The organism is Methylobacterium sp. D53M, from assembly GCF_053345625.1.
Genome location: NZ_JBKFAL010000001.1, coordinates 117,142 through 134,042, shown reverse-complemented (window position 1 = coordinate 134,042; position 16,901 = coordinate 117,142). Strand labels below are relative to the sequence as shown.

Genomic DNA, 16,901 nt, shown 5'->3' with positions numbered 1-16,901 from the left:
GTGGCCTGTCGTCGGCAGCGTTCGGCGTCCGTTTCCTCGGCGCAGAGCGGGACCGGAATTCGGTATCCACGGACGCACGCGTCGGATCGTTCGAGCGTGACCATTAACTTTCTTGGTAAACACGAAGTTAAGGTTTGATGGGCCCGGTAATGGCCGCGACCACGCGGCTGCTGAGGAACGGCCGCGCCTGTCGCGCGATGGGCGGGCGGAGCCGTTGCTCCGGGAGCGGCGCGGCGTTTACATGCGGCCAACGCGGCGGGCCGTTCCGAGAGGCCCGCACCAGACGGGGGAAGCCAGAGATGCCGCAGTATCGCGCTCCGGTCGAGGATACGCTGTTCTTGCTCACCGACGTCCTCGGCTTCCACGCCCGGGACAACCTGGCGGGCTTCGCCGACGCCTCGCCCGACGTGGTCGAGGCCGTCCTGCGCGAGGGCGCGAAGCTCGCCGAGGAGGTGCTCGCCCCGCTCAACCGCACGGGCGACGTCGAGGGCTGCCGCCGCGAGGCCGACGGGACGGTGCGCACGCCGACCGGCTTCAAGGCCGCCTACAACACCTACGCCAGCGGCGGCTGGATGGGCCTGTCGGTGCCGGAGGCCTATGGCGGCCAGGGCCTGCCGCACACCCTCAACACGGCGATCCAGGAATTCGCCTCGGGCGCGAACCTCGCCTTCGGCATGTATCCCGGCCTGACGCAGGGCGCGATGGCGGCGCTGCTGGTCCACGGCTCGGAGGAGCAGAAGGCGCTGTACCTGCCCAAGATGGTCGAGGGCGCCTGGACCGGGACCATGAACCTGACCGAGCCGCACTGCGGCACGGATCTCGGGCTGCTCAAGACCAAGGCCGTGCCGAACGGCGACGGCTCCTACAGCCTCACCGGCACCAAGATCTTCATCTCGGCCGGCGAGCACGACCTTGCCGAGAACATCGTGCACCTCGTCATCGCGCGGATCGAGGGCGCGCCCGCCGGCACAAAGGGCATCTCGCTGTTCGTGGTGCCGAAATTTCTGGTGAACGCCGACGGGTCCCTCGGGGCGCGCAACGGGGTGTCCTGCGGCTCCCTCGAGCACAAGATGGGCATCCACGGCAACGCCACCTGCGTGATGAACTACGACGGGGCGACGGGCTGGCTCGTGGGCGAAGAGAATCGCGGCCTCAACGCCATGTTCGTGATGATGAACGAGGCGCGGCTCGCGGTGGGCGTCCAGGGCCTCGGCCAGTCCGAGGTCGCCTACCAGAACGCCGCCGCCTACGCGAAGGACCGGCTCCAGGGCCGCGCCCTGACCGGCGCCAAGGCGCCCGAGAAGGCCGCCGACCCGATCATCGTCCATCCGGACGTGCGCCGCACGCTGATGCAGATCCGCGCCTTCAACGAGGCGGCCCGAGCCCTCATGCTCTGGACCGCGCTCCAGGCCGACATCCTGCACCGCTCCGAGGATGCCAAGGAGCGGCAGGCCGCCGACGACCATCTCGGCCTGATGACCCCGGTGGTGAAGGGCGTATTCACCGACCGCGGCTTCGCCAACGCGGTCGAGGCCCAGCAGCTCCTCGGCGGCCACGGCTACATCGAGGAATGGGGCATGTCGCAGTTCGTGCGCGATGCCCGCATCGCCATGATCTACGAGGGCGCCAACGGCATCCAGGCCATGGACCTGATCGGCCGCAAGCTGCCGAAGGACGGCGGCCGGGCAATGATGACCTTCCTGGGCGAGGTCCAGACCTTCCTGAAGGACCACGGCGAGGATCCCGCCATGGCGCCGTTCACCAAGCCACTCCAGGCCGGACTGAACGACCTCCAGGGTGCCGTGATGTGGCTGATGCAGAACGCGTTCAGCAAGCCCGACAATGCCGGCGCCGGCGCGACCGACTTCATGCACCTCTTCGGCCTCGTGGCCCTCGGCTACATGTGGGCGAAGATCGCAAAGGCCGCCCAGGCCAAGCACGCCGAGGCCCCCTCCCCCCGCTGGGAGTCGAAGCTGACGAGCGGCCGGTTCTTCATGGAGCGGATGCTGCCGGAGACCGCCCTGCGCCTCAACCGGATCAAGGCCGGGGCCGAGAGCACCATGGCGCTGGAGGCGGAGGCGTTCTGAGCAGCCCGCCGGCTGTGCGCCTCGCGCCAGCCGGCGGCTTCTGGTCAGATCGCTGGAAGCACCGCCGTCCTTGCGAGCGGAGCGAAGCAATCCAGGGTCGCTTCACCGCGCTCGCGATGACGCCGGGCTCACGCACCGAGTGCCGCGTCCAGATCCTCGATCAGGTCGGCCGGATCCTCCAGGCCGATCGACAGCCGCACCACGTCGGGTCCCGCGCCCGCGGCGGTCTTCTGCGCGTCGGTGAGCTGGCGGTGGGTCGTCGAGGCCGGGTGAATGATCAGGGAGCGCGTGTCGCCGATATTGGCGAGGTGCGAGAACAGCTGCAGGCTCGACACCAGCTTGACGCCCGCGTCGTAGCCGCCCTTGAGCCCGAAGGTGAAGACGGCCCCCGCGCCGTTCGGCGTGTAGCGCCGGGCGAGCTGATGGTACCGGTCGGTCTCCAGGCCGGGATAGCTGACCCACGACACCGCCGGATGCGTCGACAGGTGCTTGGCCACCGTCAGCGCGTTGTCGGAGTGGCGCTGCATGCGCAGCGGCAGCGTCTCGATGCCGTTCAGGATCAGGAACGCGTTGAACGGCGACAGCGCCGGCCCGAGATCGCGCAGGCCCAGCACCCGGCAGGCGATGGCGAAGCCGAAATTGCCGAAGGTCTCGGCCAGCACCATGCCGGAATATTCCGGCCGCGGCTGGCTCATCATCGGGTAGCGCGCGTCGCCGGCCCACTGGAACGAGCCGCCGTCGACGATCAGGCCGCCGATCGAGTTGCCGTGGCCGCCGAGGAACTTGGTCGCCGAGTGCACCACGATGTCGGCGCCGTGCTCGAACGGCCGGATCAGGTACGGCGTCGCCATGGTGTTGTCGACGACGAGCGGGATGTTGTGCTTCTTGGCGATCTGCGACAGCGCCGCCAGGTCGGTGATGACGCCGCCAGGATTGGCGATCGATTCGCAGAAGATCGCCTTGGTGCGCGGCGTGATCGCCGCCTCGAAGGAGGCGGGGTCGTCGTTGTCGGCCCAGGCCACCGACCAGCCGAAGTTCTTGTACGAGTGGTTGAACTGGTTGATCGAGCCGCCGTAGAGCTTGTTGGACGCCACGAACTCGTCGCCCGGCTGCATCAGGGCGTGCATGGTCAGGAACTCGGCCGCGTGGCCGGAGGCCACCGCCAGGGCTGCGGTCCCACCTTCAAGCGCGGCGATGCGCTCCTCGAGGACAGCGTTCGTCGGATTGGTGATCCGCGTGTAGATGTTGCCGAAGGCCTGAAGCCCGAACAGCGACGCGGCGTGGTCGACGTCGTCGAACACGAAGCTGGTGGTCTGGTAGATCGGCGTCGCCCGCGCGCCGGTGGCCGCGTCGGGGGCGGCGCCCGCGTGGATCGCCAGCGTGTTGAAGCCGGGCATGCGGTCGGACATCGTCGGGTCTCCTCAGAGCACCCGAGCCTGTACGCACGCCTGGGAGTGCGGCGCAAGACTCGGGCGCGAAGACTCGGGCGCGACCGAGCGCTTCGCAATCCCTAGGCGTCCGGCCGGTGGCCGATGTCGATATGCGGCTGGCCCGCGTCGACCAGGGCACGGTCCACGGCCTCGATGGCGAGCAGGGTCCGGGTCAGGTCCTCGGCCATGGAGATCGGCGCCAGGTCGAGGCCGCCCAGGCGCCGCGCGATGGCGTTCCGCTGGCGGGCCAGGGCGGCGCGCGCCCGGTTCAGATCCTCGATCTCGTCGGCGGTCATCCGCGCTCCTTCTCGTCGGGGTCCCTCGCCGCGCTCAGGCGCCCGGCGTCCAGTCGATGTTCGGGCGCTGGGCCAGCATGCGCTCGAAGTAGTTGGCGACGGCCTGCGCCCCGTCCGTGTGCATCATCGCGACCGGATGCGCGAGGTAGGCGCGGGCAAGATCGACCGGAATCCGGCCGCCCTGGAGCGCGCTCAGCACCTCGTCGATGAAGGCGTCGTTGGCCTCGTTGAAGTCGTTCGACAGCTTCTTGCGGTCGTTGAGGGCCTTGATCGGCATGCAGCATCCTTGTCGCGCGGAGCCGGGTCGCGCCCGGCCGGAGGGCTCGGCCCGAACCGGGCCGCGGTGGGGAAGGTTCCGGCCACGGAACCTGACGGACAGGTCCAACTGGCGTGCGCACCCACACCGCTCGGTAACCTTCCACACACGATCCGTGGAGCGGAGTCCCGCGCTCGAGCGTTTACCGGTCATGACGACCGAGATCACGCGCTCTCATACCGTCGAGATCGTCCCGTGCCTGGACGATCCGCGGTGTTTTCGCTGGATCATCCGCAGCCGCGGCGGCGCGGTCGTGGAGCACTCGCCCTACGCGTTCGTGACGCAGAACGGAGCGCGGATCTCCGGAGAGTGCTGGATGCGCGAGCATTTCGGCGACGGTCAGGTCGCGTAGGCTGCGGCCGCAACCGGCAGGGGCGGGCACGACCGTCCATGTGGATGGTCGCGGGTGTTTCAGCGCCGCGCCGGCATGTCGATGGCAGACGATCCCGCCGGATCATGCGCCGACCGGTCCGCGTCCTCCCGCGTGACCGTCGAGGCGGCCATCAAATACAACCTTGACGATGCGCACGAACCGTAAGGCATCGGTTAAGCATTGTTTCGCTGGCCATATTTCTTTGTCAGAACTTTAATCACGGCCGACCAGTATCGCGCCGATTCTGTTTCTGACCAGGGTGCGAACGATGCTGAGCGGCCACGGAACGGTCCGGCATGACGATGCCGCGTCGCCCATGGGCGCGGTGACGTCCATCGAGGGATCCAAGGTCCATCTCGAACTCATCGTGCAGGGCGGCCGGCCCAGGGTGCGCGTCACCGTCGGCAATCTGGTCCGGATCCGTGCCGGAGAGGCGATCCTCGTCGGCATCGTCACCACGCTGTCCTCGGGCAGCGAGCGCGGGCACCGGCCGGGCGCCTACGCGAGCCTCGACCTGCTCGGCGAGATCGTCGCGGCGCACGGCGCGCGCCGCTTCAGCCGCGGCGTGAGCTGCTACCCGGCGATCGGCGACGATGTGGAACTCCTGTCCGCCACCGACCTCCGGATCGTCCATCAGGTCTCGGCGACCGGCACGGCGGCCGTGGGCGCGCTCTACCAGGATCCCGAGACCCCGGCCTGCATCAAGATCGACGACCTGCTCTCCAAGCACTTCGCGGTGCTCGGCGCGACCGGTGTCGGGAAGTCAAGCGGCGTCACCGTCATCCTCGACGAGGTGATGCGGGCGCGACCGTCCGTGCGCGTCTTCCTGCTGGACGTGCACAACGAGTACGCCGCCAGCTTCGGCGACCGCGCGAGCGTCATCAGCCCGCGGACCCTCAAGCTGCCGTTCTGGCTGTTCAACCTCGAGGAGATCGCCGACGTCATCTACGGCGGCCGGCCGGCCGTGGACGAGGAGATCGAGATCCTGGCCGAGGTGATCCCCCTCGCGAAGAGCAAGTACGGGCAGTACAAGGAGGCGAGCGACCGCCAGATCGTCAAGCGGCCCTTCGGCAAGGGCGCCGGCTACACGGTCGACACGCCGGTCCCCTACATGCTGCAGGATCTGCTCGCGCTCATCGACGAGCGGATGGGTCGGCTCGAGAACCGCGTCTCCCGGATGCACTACCACCGGCTGATCACCCGGATCGAGGCGATCCGGAACGATCCCCGGCACGGCTTCATGTTCGACAACGCCAATGTCGGCGGCGACATGATGGGCGAGATCCTGGCGCACCTGTTCCGGCTCGATCCCGACGGGCGGCCGATGACGATCATGCAGCTCGCCGGTCTTCCGATGGAGGTCGTCGATGCCGTCGTGTGCGTGCTGTGCCGCCTCGCCTTCGAGTTCGGCATCTGGAGCGAGGGCGCCGTCCCGCTGCTGTTCGTCTGCGAGGAGGCCCACCGCTTCGCCTCGGCCGACCGGTCGGTGGGCTTCACGCCGACGCGCCGCGCTCTGGCGCGGATCGCCCGCGAGGGCCGCAAGCACGGCGTCCATCTCGGCCTGGTCACCCAGCGCCCGGCCGAGCTCGACGCGACGATCATGTCGCAATGCAGCACCCTGTTCGCCATGCGCATGACCAACGCGCGCGACCAGGCCTTCCTGGCCGCGGCCGTGTCGGACGCCGCCAACCTCCTCACCTTCGTGCCGTCGCTGGGGACCGGCGAGGTCATCGCCTTCGGCGAGGGCGTCCCGATCCCGGCGCGGATGACCTTCCGGCCGCTGCCGTCGGCCCGTCACCCGCGCAACGACGCGAGCGGCAGGGCCGCCGAGGACGACGCGACCGTCGCCGGCGCGGCCTTCGTCGGCGCCGTCGTCGAGCGCTGGCGCGGGGCAACCATGAACAAGGTCGCCGGGTACGACGGCGATCCGGCCGCGGCGGCGCGCCTCGGGCGCGAGGCGGGCTCGGACAGCCCGCACGGCGCCGCCCTCGAGCAGGTGCATCGCCGCCTCCTCCGCCGCCCCCTGGAGGGCGGCGACCAAGTTCCGACCAGCGCCCAGACCGGCGCCCAGACTGCCAAGCCCCTGTGGCAGCAGGGCGGGGCATGAGCGAGCCCGCCTTCCCGGAGCGTCGAACCCTGCTCGAGGCCGCCATCCAGGCGCTACCCGTCGGGGTCGTAGTCCATGACGGCCAGGGTCACTGCGTCCTCGCCAACGCCGCCGCGCGCGCCCTCGGGGAGAGGGCCGTCCAGGCGCTTCCCGCCGCGGCGGCCGGCGCCCGGGACGCCGGGACCGTCGAGGCGTTCGACGACCGGATGCTCGAGGTGCGGACGCGGCCGGTCACCGAGGACCGGGACAGTTTCACGCTGACGACCCTGATCGACGTCACGCACCATCACCGGATCCAGCGGGAGCTGATCACCAAGGCCTTCATCGACGCCCTGACCGGCCTGCCCAACCGGACGATGTTCGAGCAGAGCATCGCGGATGTCCTGGCGGGGTCCGCGCCGGGGGACCGGTTCGCCCTGGCCTTCATCGATCTCGACAACTTCAAGCACATCAACGACTACTACAGCCACGCCGCGGGCGATGCCCTGCTGCGCAAGGTGTCCGACCGGATCGGCGGCGCGCTGCGCCCGAGCGACCTCCTGGCGCGGATCGGCGGCGACGAGTTCGTGCTGCTCCTCGCTCCCGTCACCGACGGGGACGCGGCGCTGGCCGCCGTGCGCGCCATCTCGGAGCGCCTGAAGCAGCCGTTCTTCATCGACGGGCACGAGATCTTCGCCTCCGCCTCCATCGGCGTCAGCCTCTTCCCGGAGCACGGCGACAGCTACGAGACCCTCGCCCGACAGGCCGACAACGCGATGTACCGGGTGAAGGGCGAGCTGAAGGGCGGCGTCAGCGTCTTCGACGACGCGATGAGCCAGGCCGCGACGGCCCGCATGGCCGTGGAGCAGCGCCTCCGGCTGGCGATCCGCGACCGCTGCTTCTGCTGCGCCTTCCAGCCCAAGGTCGACATGCGCTCCCACGCGGTCACGGGCGTCGAGGTGCTCCTGCGCTGGCGCGACGAGGTCGGCATGATCCAGGCGCCCGGCGATTTCATCGCCCTCGCCATCGAGCTCGGGCTGATCAACGAGATCACCCTGCAGCTCCTGGCCGAGACGGTGCGGGCGATGCCCGACATCGACGAGGTTTTCGGACCCGACGTCACCGTGAGCCTCAACATCGCCGCCAAACAGGCCTGCGACGTGCCGTTCATGACCGCCTTCTGCGCGGCGCTCGGCGAGACGGGACTCGCGGAGCGCTTCGTGCTCGAACTGACCGAGGAGGCCTTCTTCACGACGGGCCGCTTCCAGCGCGAGGTCCTGCCGAAGATCCGGGCGATCGGCGCGCGCGTCTCGATCGACGATTTCGGCGTCGGCTACTCGTCCCTCGCGGCGCTGGCGGACATCACCGCGGACGAGCTCAAGATCGATCGCTCGTTCATCACCGACATCGACAAGCGGCCGCGCAGCCAGATCGTCCTGAAGGCGATCGAGTCGCTCGGTGCGGCGCTGGGCATGACGGTGGTGGCCGAAGGCGTCGAGACCTTCGAGGAGGTCGCCTACCTGCTCGGCGCCACGCAGATCCGCTGCGCCCAGGGCTACTACTTCGCGCGCCCGCTGCTGCTCGACCAGATCCGGCAGGCCGAGCCGCCGCGCATGGCCGGGGCGCGCGGTCCGGCCGCGCGCGGCCGCGCGTCGGACCTGCGCGCGTCGGACCTCCGCGCGTCCAGCCTGATGCGGCGCGCCTGACCCGCCACGCGGCCGCGGTTGGCGCGTCAGGCGGCCAGCAGGGGCCGCCACACGCCCGCCGCGTCCGCGGCCATGGCGCAGATGACCGCCTCGTCGATCGAGCGGCGCACCTCGACCACGTGCGGCACACCGGGAGCGAGGGGCGCCTCGACGCCGAGGTCGAATCCGTGCCGGCCGTCGCCCACGCCCGCCGCCGCGATGTCGGCGCGGTACTCCGCCGCCACCGTCACCGCCACGATCGTCCCGTCGACCACGATGTCCAGGCATACGGGGGCGTCGGGCTGCGCGGCGTCGTGGGCCCAGCCGGCCACGCGCAGCGCGCCGTCCGCGCGCAGCGCGCAGCGATCCAGCCACGCCCGCACGGCGCCCGGACGCGACGTCGCGCCGGCCCGACGGATCAGCCGCCTGCGCAGGGCGGCGAGCTGGGGACCGAGCGCGGTGCGCGGCGCGTAGGCCTGCGGACCGATCGCGCTGTCGTCCGGATCGCGGTCGTCGAAGAGCCGCCGGAGGCCGGGAGCGGGCAGGAAGCTCTCGGCCGGCGCGCCCTCCGCCAGCAACAGGTCGTGGCTGTCGAGCTCGATATGCCAGTAGGTGAGATCGATCACGCGCTCACCGCGGGTGATGCTGGTTCCGTTGACGAGGTGGCCGGCGGCGACGAACAGCCCGTCCAGCCAAACGGCGTGGTCCGGCGAGACGAGCAGGTCGCGGGCGGGGACGCCGTCGTCGAGCGCGCCGGCCCGGATGCGCACAGGCCGCTCGGTCGGCGGGGCCGACGATCCGGGATAGGTGCGGCGACCGATCCACCGGATCGGCCGATGCAGACCCGCGGCCGTGACGACCCTGTCGCCCACCGCGAGCCGCTCGACAGCGACGTCGCCGCGGTCGGTCCTGATGGACGTGCCGGTGCAGTAGCACGGGGCGTTTCCCGGCGCCGCGGTCCCTTGAGCCGTGCCGGAGGACGATTGAGAAGATCCATTCGCCCCGTTGGCGCCCGATGCAGGCGCCGTCGAACCGGAGTTCGACCCGTTCGCGCCCGGCTGCGCGCCGGCCGCGCCGGCGCCCGACCGGAGACCGGCCGTCGCCCCGTACAAACCCGGGTCTCGGCCATCCGGCGACGACACGCGGTCCTGCGGCACCGCGACCGCGTTGGGGTTGTTCGAGTAGACGCGGATATAGTCGATGCTCGAGCTGAAGCGGGTGCCCGTCGTCGCCGTGCTCTGCACGGCCAGGTTGGCCAGCAGATACATGGGGCTGTGCAGGTCGGACGGCGTCGCCTGCGAACCGACGAGCTGACCGTCGACGTAAAAGCTGATGCGATCGGCCTGCCAGTTCATGCCGTAGGTGTGATACCCGTTGGGATTGGGCATCTCGCTGTAGACTTGGCGGGTCTGCTGCCAGGTCGTTCCGGGCAGCTGCGGGTCGGTCGTGTGGATCGTGCTGTAGACGCCGCGGTCGTTGTTTCCGTAATGCTCGACGACGTCGAGTTCCTGGTGCCCGTTGGCGCTGCTCGACTGCGGGCTCTGCTGATTCGGCAGCAGCCAGAAGGCGTCCCAGGCATCGGGATTGTTGGAGAAATCCGCGCGGATCTCGAAGTAGCCGTAAGTCTGCGAGAAGTTGCCCTGCGTGCTGATGAGCCCGGACTGCCAGCTCCCCGGATAGCCGGACGCGCTCGTCCCGGGCGGCGCCGCCGTGATCGTCAGGACACCGTTCTGGACGCTGAAGGGATCGTAACCGGACCCGGAATCGAGGAACGAGGACCGGCCGAAGCCGATGTCGGAGTTGGCGTCGTACCGCCACTCGGCGCGAATATCGCGGTAGGTCGTCCCGACGCCGTTCTGCGAGATGCTGCGCGCGTTGAACTCGTCGTCGTAGGTCAGGCGATAGCCCGTCAGATCAAGCATCGACGCCGTCTCATCACCATTCTGGTTCGCCGGACGTGGCGCGCTGTCAAATCAAGATTGCCAACAAGCAATCCGCGAATAGTTAATAATGTCCTGCGTGTCGCGCGGACGAAGTGAGCATCGGCTGCGACAGGCCGTGGCCTGAACGCCCGCCGGTCGCGTCGCGCCATCGAGCAGGCAAAGACGACACGGTTAAGGCTGACTAACCGTATCGGCCACGTGGCGCAAATCAGTCACGGCGCCGCGCGGCTGCGGCCGTACTGGCTGACGGTCAATCGAGGCGCCGCACGGAACGGCCTTGACGGGCTGGAGGGCCGGTGACGGCGGGGGCCTGTACCGCGTCATCGCGGCCAGCGGATCGGAACGCTGGGTGATGCTCGACCGGATGCTCGGACGTCGCCGCGCGATGAGGCTCGGGTCCGCCCCTGCTGTCGCCGTAGAGGCTGTTCAGGCAGGCGATCGATGCCGGCCCGCAAGCCATTGCAGCTCCGCTCTTCCGGGCCAGAACGCGCGTGCATCGGAAGGAGCCGGCGCAGTCGCACGCGATCGCGGGGGCAAGCGGCGATCCAATCCAGCACGTGGCCTTGTCCAGGGCGACCGATGAGCGACAGGCCGCGCTCACTGCCCTCTTCGGTCGGGCCGTGCGGCCTCGCGGGTCGGCGGCACCTCACAGGATGCGCTGATCGGACCGTCCCCCGACGAGGAAGCGGCTGCATCCCAGTGAATGCAGCCGCGCCCCGGATCGCGTTGCAGCGCCTCAGAGGAAGCCGATCGAGAACCAGGGGACGAGGATGATGGCGAGCAGCCCGACCAGCAGGGCCAGGATGTAGCCGACGATCGGGCGCATCCCGGCGTCAGGGTTGATCCGGCTGATGGCGCAGGCCGCGTAGTAGCCGACGCCGAAGGGCGGGGCGAACAGGCCGATGCCCATGGCGAGGATCACCACCATCGAGTAGTGCACCTCGTGCACGCCCACCGCCCGCGCGATCGGGAACAGCAGCGGCCCGAACAGCACGATCGCCGGTATGCCCTCCAGCACCGACCCCAGGATGATGAAGGCGAAGGCCGAGACGAACAGGAACCCGAGCGCGCCGCCCGGGAGGCCCTTCATCGCGACGGCCAACGTCTCCGAGAAGCCCGACTGGGTGAGCGCCCAGGCCATCCCGGTGGCCGCACCGATGATCAGCAGGATCGCGCCGGACAGCGCGGCGGTGGTCACCAGCATCGGGTAGAGCCGCCGCCACTCGAACTGACGGTAGATCAGCAGGCCGGCCAGCGCCGCGTAGACGATGCCGATGGTCGAGACCTCGGTGGCGGTCGCGATGCCCTCGACCACGGCGAAGCGGATCACGAACGGCAGCGCCAGCGCCGGGATCGCCACCAGGAAGGCGCGGCCGATGACCCGGCCGGACGGCCGGGCGACGTGGCTCAGGTCTTCGCGGCGGTAGCGCCACCAGACCAGCGCGCAGAGCGTCGCGGCGAGGACGAGGCCCGGCATCAGGCCGCTGGTGAACAGCGCGGTGATCGACACGCCGGTGACCGAGCCGATGGTGATCAGCACGATCGAGGGCGGGATCGTCTCGGTCTGCGCGCCGGTGGTGGCGAGCAGGGCCACGAGGTCGCCCTCCTTGGCGCCGCGGGCCTTCATCTCGGGAAACAGCACGGGCGCCACGGCGGCCATGTCGGCGGCCTTGGAGCCGGAGATGCCCGAGACGAGGTACATGGCCCCGACCAGCACGTAGTGCAGGCCGCCGCGGACGTGGCCGAGCAGCGAGGCCAGGAAGCCGACCATGGCTTTCGCCATGCCGGTCATCTCGATCAGCAGGCCGAGGAACACGAACAGCGGCACGGCGAGGAGGATGAGGTGGCTCATGCCCTCGTCCATGCGGCCGACCACGACCATCGACGGGGCGTCGGTGGTCAGCGTGATGTAGGCGAAGGTCGACAGGCCGAACGCGAAGGCGATCGGCACGCCGGAGAAGACCAGCGCGCCGACGCCGACGACGAAGAACAGCAGCAGGTTGAGGTTGCCCAGCCCCGCCAGCCAAGGCTGCAGGGCGACGAGCCCACCCGCGACCGCAATGCCGAGCCCCAGTGCGCCGGCCGTCATCCGCCAATCGGCCGTTTCGAAGAGGCGGATGGCGGCGACCAGCAGCATCAGGCCGAGGCCGATCGGCAAGGCAGCGGCGCGCCACGCATTGTTGAGATCGAGGGCCGGCGTCTGGACGTAGATCTCCTCGGCCGCGAACTCGTAGGCCGGGTGCAGGACGAGGCTCACGAAGATCAGGCCGGCCACCAGCGCGACTGTTTCCAGAAAGGCGCGGGTGCGGGGCCCGGTCATGGCGACGATCGCCGTCATGCGCATGTGCTCGGCGCGGCGGAAGGCGACCACGGCGCCCAGCATGGCGAGCCACAGGAACAGGATGCCGGCGAGTTCGTCCGACCAGACGAGCGGCTCATGGAACACGTAGCGGCTCACGACGCCGGCGAGCAGCACCCCGATCTCGGCCAGCACCAGCAGGGCGGCCGGGATCTCGACGAGATGACCGAGGAACCGATCGGCGGTCCCGAGCCATGGGTGACCGCTCAGCGGGGGCCCGTGCAGGCCGTGACTGGGCGTTGCCTCGACAGAGGCGGCGGCAGCGATATCGACGTGCATGACACCCCACCCTCAACCGAGCTTGCCGGATACGGCTTCGAGGTGGCTCCAGCCGACTTCACCGAACTTCGCCTTCCAGTCCTTGTAGAAACTCGTCTTGGCGAGAGCGGCACGGAAAGGCTCGCGGTCGACATCGATGAACCTGATCCCCTTCTCTGACAGGGTCGTGCGCAGAGAGTCGCTGAGCCTGGCCACATCCGCACGCTGATCCTGACCCGAGCGGTCGAACTCCCTGGTCACGATCGCGCGCAGGTCCTCGGGCAGCTTCTGCCAAGCGCGCTTGTTTCCGAGGATCCAGTAGCCGTCCCAGACGTGGCCGGTCAGGCTGCAGGACTTCTGCACCTCGTAGAGGCGCGTCGTGGCGATGATCGGCAGCGTATTCTCTTCGCCCTCCACGACCTTCGTTTGGAGCGCCGAGTACAGCTCGTTGAAATTGATGGGCGCGGCCCCGGCTTCGAGGGCCTTGAAGAGCGAGGTCAACATCGGTGCTTGGGGCACGCGGATCTTGAAGCCCTTCAGATCCTCGGGCGTCCTGATCTCACGGGTCGAGGAGGTGATCTGACGGAAGCCGTTGTCCCAGCTCTTGCAGATGGTCGTGATCGGCGTCTTGGCGATCTCGGCGCGGACATAGTCTCCGAGCGCCCCGTCCATGGCCTTCCAGACGGCATCGTAATCCTTGAAGGCGAAGCCGGTGTTGGGCAGGCTGGACGCCGGCACGAAGGTCGACAGGATCGAGTGTGAGAGGTTGAAGAACTCGACCGAGCCGTTCCGCACCTGCGACAGCAGGTCGGTGTCCGAGCCGAGTTGGTTGGCCGGGAACAACTTGATGTCGACGCGCCCACTCGTCGCCTCGCGGATCCGGTCGCACGCTTCCTGCGCCCGGACGTTGACCGGATGGGTCGGGTCCTGCCCGGTGGCGAGCTTGTAGCCGAATTCGGCGGCCTCGCCCCGGTGCGTGATGATGCCGAAGATCGGGACAGCCGCGGCGCCAGCAAGAAGTGTCCGACGGCTTATGTTGAATGTGCTCACGATTTCACTCCCTGATGATGCTCGGTGGCGCGATCCCGCCTGCTACGGTCTTTGAGATCGCCGGCCTCTGCCCATGCGCGCAGGTCGCCCTCTTGCTGAGCGTTTTTATTGTTTTGATCGAATATTGAAGTCGTTGATTGTTTTCAGGCGCGCATCATCGCTCGGAGCGCGCGATGCGACCGAATGAATAGAGAAATCATTCTACGGCACAGCATGATCGCGGACGCGGAGATCCGCGATCATCTCAATTCAGCTCAGTTATGGGTGCGAGCAGTCGCTTGTCGGCGCGAGCGACGGCTGCGCCTACAGCCAACCGCGGATGCTTCGAGCCATCGCCTCGGTCGAGATGCCGTAGCGTTCGTGAAGGGTCGGCAGCGCTCCGGCGTCGAGGAACTCGTCCGGCAGGCCGACTTGACGGAAGCCGCGCTCCGGCAGGGTACCGTCGCGCATCAACAATCCCGCCACGGCCTCGCCGAGGCCGCCGACCACCGAGTGGTTCTCGGCGACGACCACGAGGCGCCCACCGCGACGGGCCTCGGCCAGGATCGTCGCCGCGTCGAGCGGCTTGATCGTCGGCACGTGCAGCACCGCCACGTCGACCCGATCCTCGCGCAGGGCCTCGGCCACCTCCAGGGCGCGCATCGTCATCAGGCCCGACGAGATCACCAGCACGTCGCGGCCATCGCGGATCGTCTTGGCCTTGCCCCACTCGAACCGGTAGCCGTACTCGTCGAGCACCAGCGGGACGTTGCCGCGCAGCAGCCGCAGGTAGACCGGGCCCTGGTGGGCGACCATCGCCGGGACCATCTGCTCGATCTCGTGCGCGTCGCACGGGTCGAGGATCGTCATGTTCGGCATGCCGCGGAAGATCGCGACATCCTCGGTCGCCTGATGGCTGGGCCCGTAGCCGGTGGTCAGGCCGGGCAGCGCGCAGGCGATCTTGACGTTGAGGTTCTCCTCCGCGATCGCGAGGCAGATGAAGTCGTAGGCGCGCCGCGCCGCGAACACCGCGTAGGTGGTGGCGACCGAGACGAACCCCTCGCGGGCGAGGCCGGCGGCCGCGCTCATCAGGAGCTGCTCGGCCATCCCCATCTGGTAGAACCGGTCCGGGTGGGCCTGCGCGAAGATGTGCAGGTCCGTGTACTTGGCCAGATCCGCCGAGAGGCCGACGATGTCGGGCCGGGTCTTGGCGAGCTCCACGAGGGCGTGGCCGAACGGGGCGGGCTTCGTGCGCTGCCCCGGGGCGGCCAGCGAGGCGATCATCGCCGAGGTCTTGGCGCCGCCGCCAACGCGCGGCGCGGGCCTCTCATATTTCGATCGTCTCACTGCACCCTCCCCTCGTCCAGGATCTCCAGCGCCTGCGTCCACTCGGCCGGCTCGACCCGCAGGAAGTGGTTGCGCTCGCGCTCCTCGAGGAACGGCACGCCCTTGGCCATCTTCGTGTCGCAGATGATCACCCGGGGTTCGGGACCCGGATGGTGCCGGGCGGCATCGAAGGCCTTCACGAGCGCGTCGAGGTCGTTGCCGTCGACCCGCTGAACGAACCAGTTGAACGCCTCGAACTTCGGCGCCAGCGGCTCGAAGTTGAGAACCCCGTGCGAGGGGCCGTCCGCCTGCATGCCGTTCACGTCGACGATGCCGATCAGGTTGTCGAGCTTGAACGACCCGGCCGACATGGCGGCCTCCCAGGTCGAGCCCTCGTCGAGCTCGCCATCGGAGAACAGGTTGTAGACGAAGCTCTTCGCGTTCTTCCGCTTGAGCCCAAGCGCCATGCCGACCGCGATCCCGAGCCCGTGGCCGAGCGACCCGCCGGTGATCTCCATGCCGGGCGTGTAGGCGGCCATGCCGGACATCGGCAGGCGGCTGTCGTCGCCGCCGTAGCTCGTCAGCTCGTCCTCCGGGATGATCCCGGCCTCGATCAGCGCCGCGTAGAGGGCGATGGCGTAGTGGCCGATGGAGAGGCAGAAGCGGTCGCGGCCCTCCCATTCCGGATCCTCCGGACGGTAGGTCATCGCGTGGAAGTAGCTCACCGCCAGCACGTCCGAGATTCCGAGCGCCTGGGCGATGTAGCCCTGGCCCTGGACCTCGCCCATCAGCAGGGCGTGGCGGCGGATATTGTAGGCCCGGTCGGCCAGCGAGATGTTCGAACCCTCGTGGGGCCGTTCGGTTGACATGAGGTCCTCCCTCTCAGTGGATCAGCATGCCGCCGTTCACGTCGATCACCGCGCCGGTGATGTACGCGGACAGGTCGGAGGCCAGGAACAGGCAGGCATTGGCGATGTCGTCGGCGACGCCGAGGCGGCCGAGCGGGATGCCCCTGGCGATCTCGACCTTGAGCTCGGGGGTGAGCTTGTCGCCGGTGATGTCGGTCTGGATCAGACCGGGAGTGACGGAATTGACCCGGATGCTGTCAGCGCCCAGCTCGCGGGCCATGGCCTTCTGCAGGCCGAGGACGCCGGCCTTCGCCGCGGAATAGTGCGGACCGCCGAAGATGCCGCCGCCGCGCTGGGCCGAGACCGACGACATGCAGACGATCGAGCCGGATTTCTGCTTCCGCATCTGCGGGACCACGGCCTGGCTCATGTAGAGCGTGCCCCGCAGGTTGACGTCGGTGACCGCGTCGTAGTTCTCCGGTCCCACATCCATCAGCTTGAGCGGCTGGGTGATGCCGGCGTTGTTGATCAGCACGTCGATCGAGCCGAGGCGGGCGATCGTCTCATCGGCGGCAGCTTGGCATGCACCCCGATCGGTGACGTTGCAGGCGAGGCCGAGATGGCCGTCACCGAGGTCGCGGGCGGCCGCCTCGGCCTGGCCGGCGTCGAGGTCGAGGATGACGACGCGGGCGCCCTGGTTCGCGAAGAGCCGCGCGGTGGCCTTGCCGATGCCGCGGGCGGAGGCAGCCCCGGTGATCACGCAGACCTTGTTCTCGAGAAGCATGTAGACCCTCCCTGCAAACCGGCCGAACCCGGCTTCTTCTGCGATGGGAGGCGGAGAAAGCTTGGCATGAAGCCAGCTCAC

The 16,901-nt window shown here is 69.0% G+C and carries 13 protein-coding genes; 4 read left to right on the top strand and 9 right to left on the bottom strand.

Annotated elements, in window-relative coordinates; genetic code table 11:
- Positions 1-299 precede the first annotated feature (299 nt).
- Positions 300-2,087 carry an acyl-CoA dehydrogenase C-terminal domain-containing protein gene (locus tag ACLBYG_RS00610; protein ID WP_447680267.1) on the top strand — a complete coding sequence of 596 codons (1,788 nt, stop codon included), beginning with the start codon at positions 300-302 and terminating at the stop codon, positions 2,085-2,087.
- Between the two features lie 128 nt (positions 2,088-2,215).
- Here the strand turns inward: ACLBYG_RS00610 and ACLBYG_RS00605 are convergent, their stop codons facing one another.
- From ACLBYG_RS00605 to ACLBYG_RS00595, 3 genes are all read right to left on the bottom strand, one after another.
- Positions 2,216-3,496, bottom strand: coding sequence for an O-acetylhomoserine aminocarboxypropyltransferase (locus ACLBYG_RS00605; RefSeq protein ID WP_020091369.1), 1,281 nt, complete (start codon positions 3,494-3,496; stop codon positions 2,216-2,218).
- 101 nt (positions 3,497-3,597) lie between these two features.
- Positions 3,598-3,813, bottom strand: coding sequence for a hypothetical protein (locus tag ACLBYG_RS00600; RefSeq protein ID WP_056522126.1), 216 nt, complete (start codon positions 3,811-3,813; stop codon positions 3,598-3,600).
- A gap of 34 nt (positions 3,814-3,847) precedes the next feature.
- Complete coding sequence (locus ACLBYG_RS00595; RefSeq protein ID WP_020091367.1) at positions 3,848-4,090, bottom strand: hypothetical protein; 243 nt, start codon at positions 4,088-4,090, stop codon at positions 3,848-3,850.
- Positions 4,091-4,280: 190 nt separating this feature from the next.
- On the opposite strand from ACLBYG_RS00595, the gene ACLBYG_RS00590 reads away from it, so the two are divergent.
- The 3 genes from ACLBYG_RS00590 (at position 4,281) to ACLBYG_RS00580 (ending at position 8,294) form a co-directional block, all read left to right on the top strand.
- On the top strand, positions 4,281-4,481 hold the full coding sequence (locus ACLBYG_RS00590; RefSeq protein WP_056522129.1) for a hypothetical protein: 201 nt from the start codon (positions 4,281-4,283) through the stop codon (positions 4,479-4,481).
- A 289-nt stretch (positions 4,482-4,770) separates the two neighbouring features.
- Entirely contained in the window at positions 4,771-6,609 is a 1,839-nt protein-coding gene (locus ACLBYG_RS00585; protein ID WP_447680266.1) for an ATP-binding protein, read from the top strand.
- Positions 6,606-8,294, top strand: coding sequence for a putative bifunctional diguanylate cyclase/phosphodiesterase (locus tag ACLBYG_RS00580; protein ID WP_447680265.1), 1,689 nt, complete (start codon positions 6,606-6,608; stop codon positions 8,292-8,294). Before ACLBYG_RS00585 ends, ACLBYG_RS00580 begins: the two co-directional genes overlap by 4 nt.
- A gap of 26 nt (positions 8,295-8,320) precedes the next feature.
- On the opposite strand, the gene ACLBYG_RS00575 is transcribed toward ACLBYG_RS00580, so the two are convergent.
- The 6 genes from ACLBYG_RS00575 to ACLBYG_RS00550 all read right to left on the bottom strand — a co-directional run bounded on the left by ACLBYG_RS00575 (position 8,321) and on the right by ACLBYG_RS00550 (position 16,820).
- On the bottom strand, positions 8,321-10,195 hold the full coding sequence (locus ACLBYG_RS00575) for a Hint domain-containing protein (protein ID WP_447680264.1): 1,875 nt from the start codon (positions 10,193-10,195) through the stop codon (positions 8,321-8,323).
- Positions 10,196-10,952: 757 nt separating this feature from the next.
- The gene (locus ACLBYG_RS00570; RefSeq protein WP_447680263.1) at positions 10,953-12,854 is read right to left on the bottom strand and encodes a TRAP transporter large permease; all 1,902 of its coding nucleotides are present in this window, start codon (positions 12,852-12,854) and stop codon (positions 10,953-10,955) included.
- A 12-nt stretch (positions 12,855-12,866) separates the two neighbouring features.
- Positions 12,867-13,883, bottom strand: a complete 1,017-nt coding sequence (locus ACLBYG_RS00565; RefSeq protein WP_447680262.1) for a TRAP transporter substrate-binding protein — start codon at positions 13,881-13,883, stop codon at positions 12,867-12,869.
- A 303-nt stretch (positions 13,884-14,186) separates the two neighbouring features.
- Complete coding sequence (locus ACLBYG_RS00560) at positions 14,187-15,209, bottom strand: transketolase family protein (RefSeq protein WP_447680261.1); 1,023 nt, start codon at positions 15,207-15,209, stop codon at positions 14,187-14,189.
- Positions 15,206-16,057 carry a transketolase gene (locus tag ACLBYG_RS00555; protein ID WP_056522141.1) on the bottom strand — a complete coding sequence of 284 codons (852 nt, stop codon included), beginning with the start codon at positions 16,055-16,057 and terminating at the stop codon, positions 15,206-15,208. The genes ACLBYG_RS00560 and ACLBYG_RS00555 overlap by 4 nt, the downstream gene beginning before the upstream one ends.
- A 13-nt stretch (positions 16,058-16,070) precedes the next feature.
- Positions 16,071-16,820, bottom strand: coding sequence for an SDR family NAD(P)-dependent oxidoreductase (locus ACLBYG_RS00550; protein WP_447680260.1), 750 nt, complete (start codon positions 16,818-16,820; stop codon positions 16,071-16,073).
- Positions 16,821-16,901 lie beyond the last annotated feature (81 nt).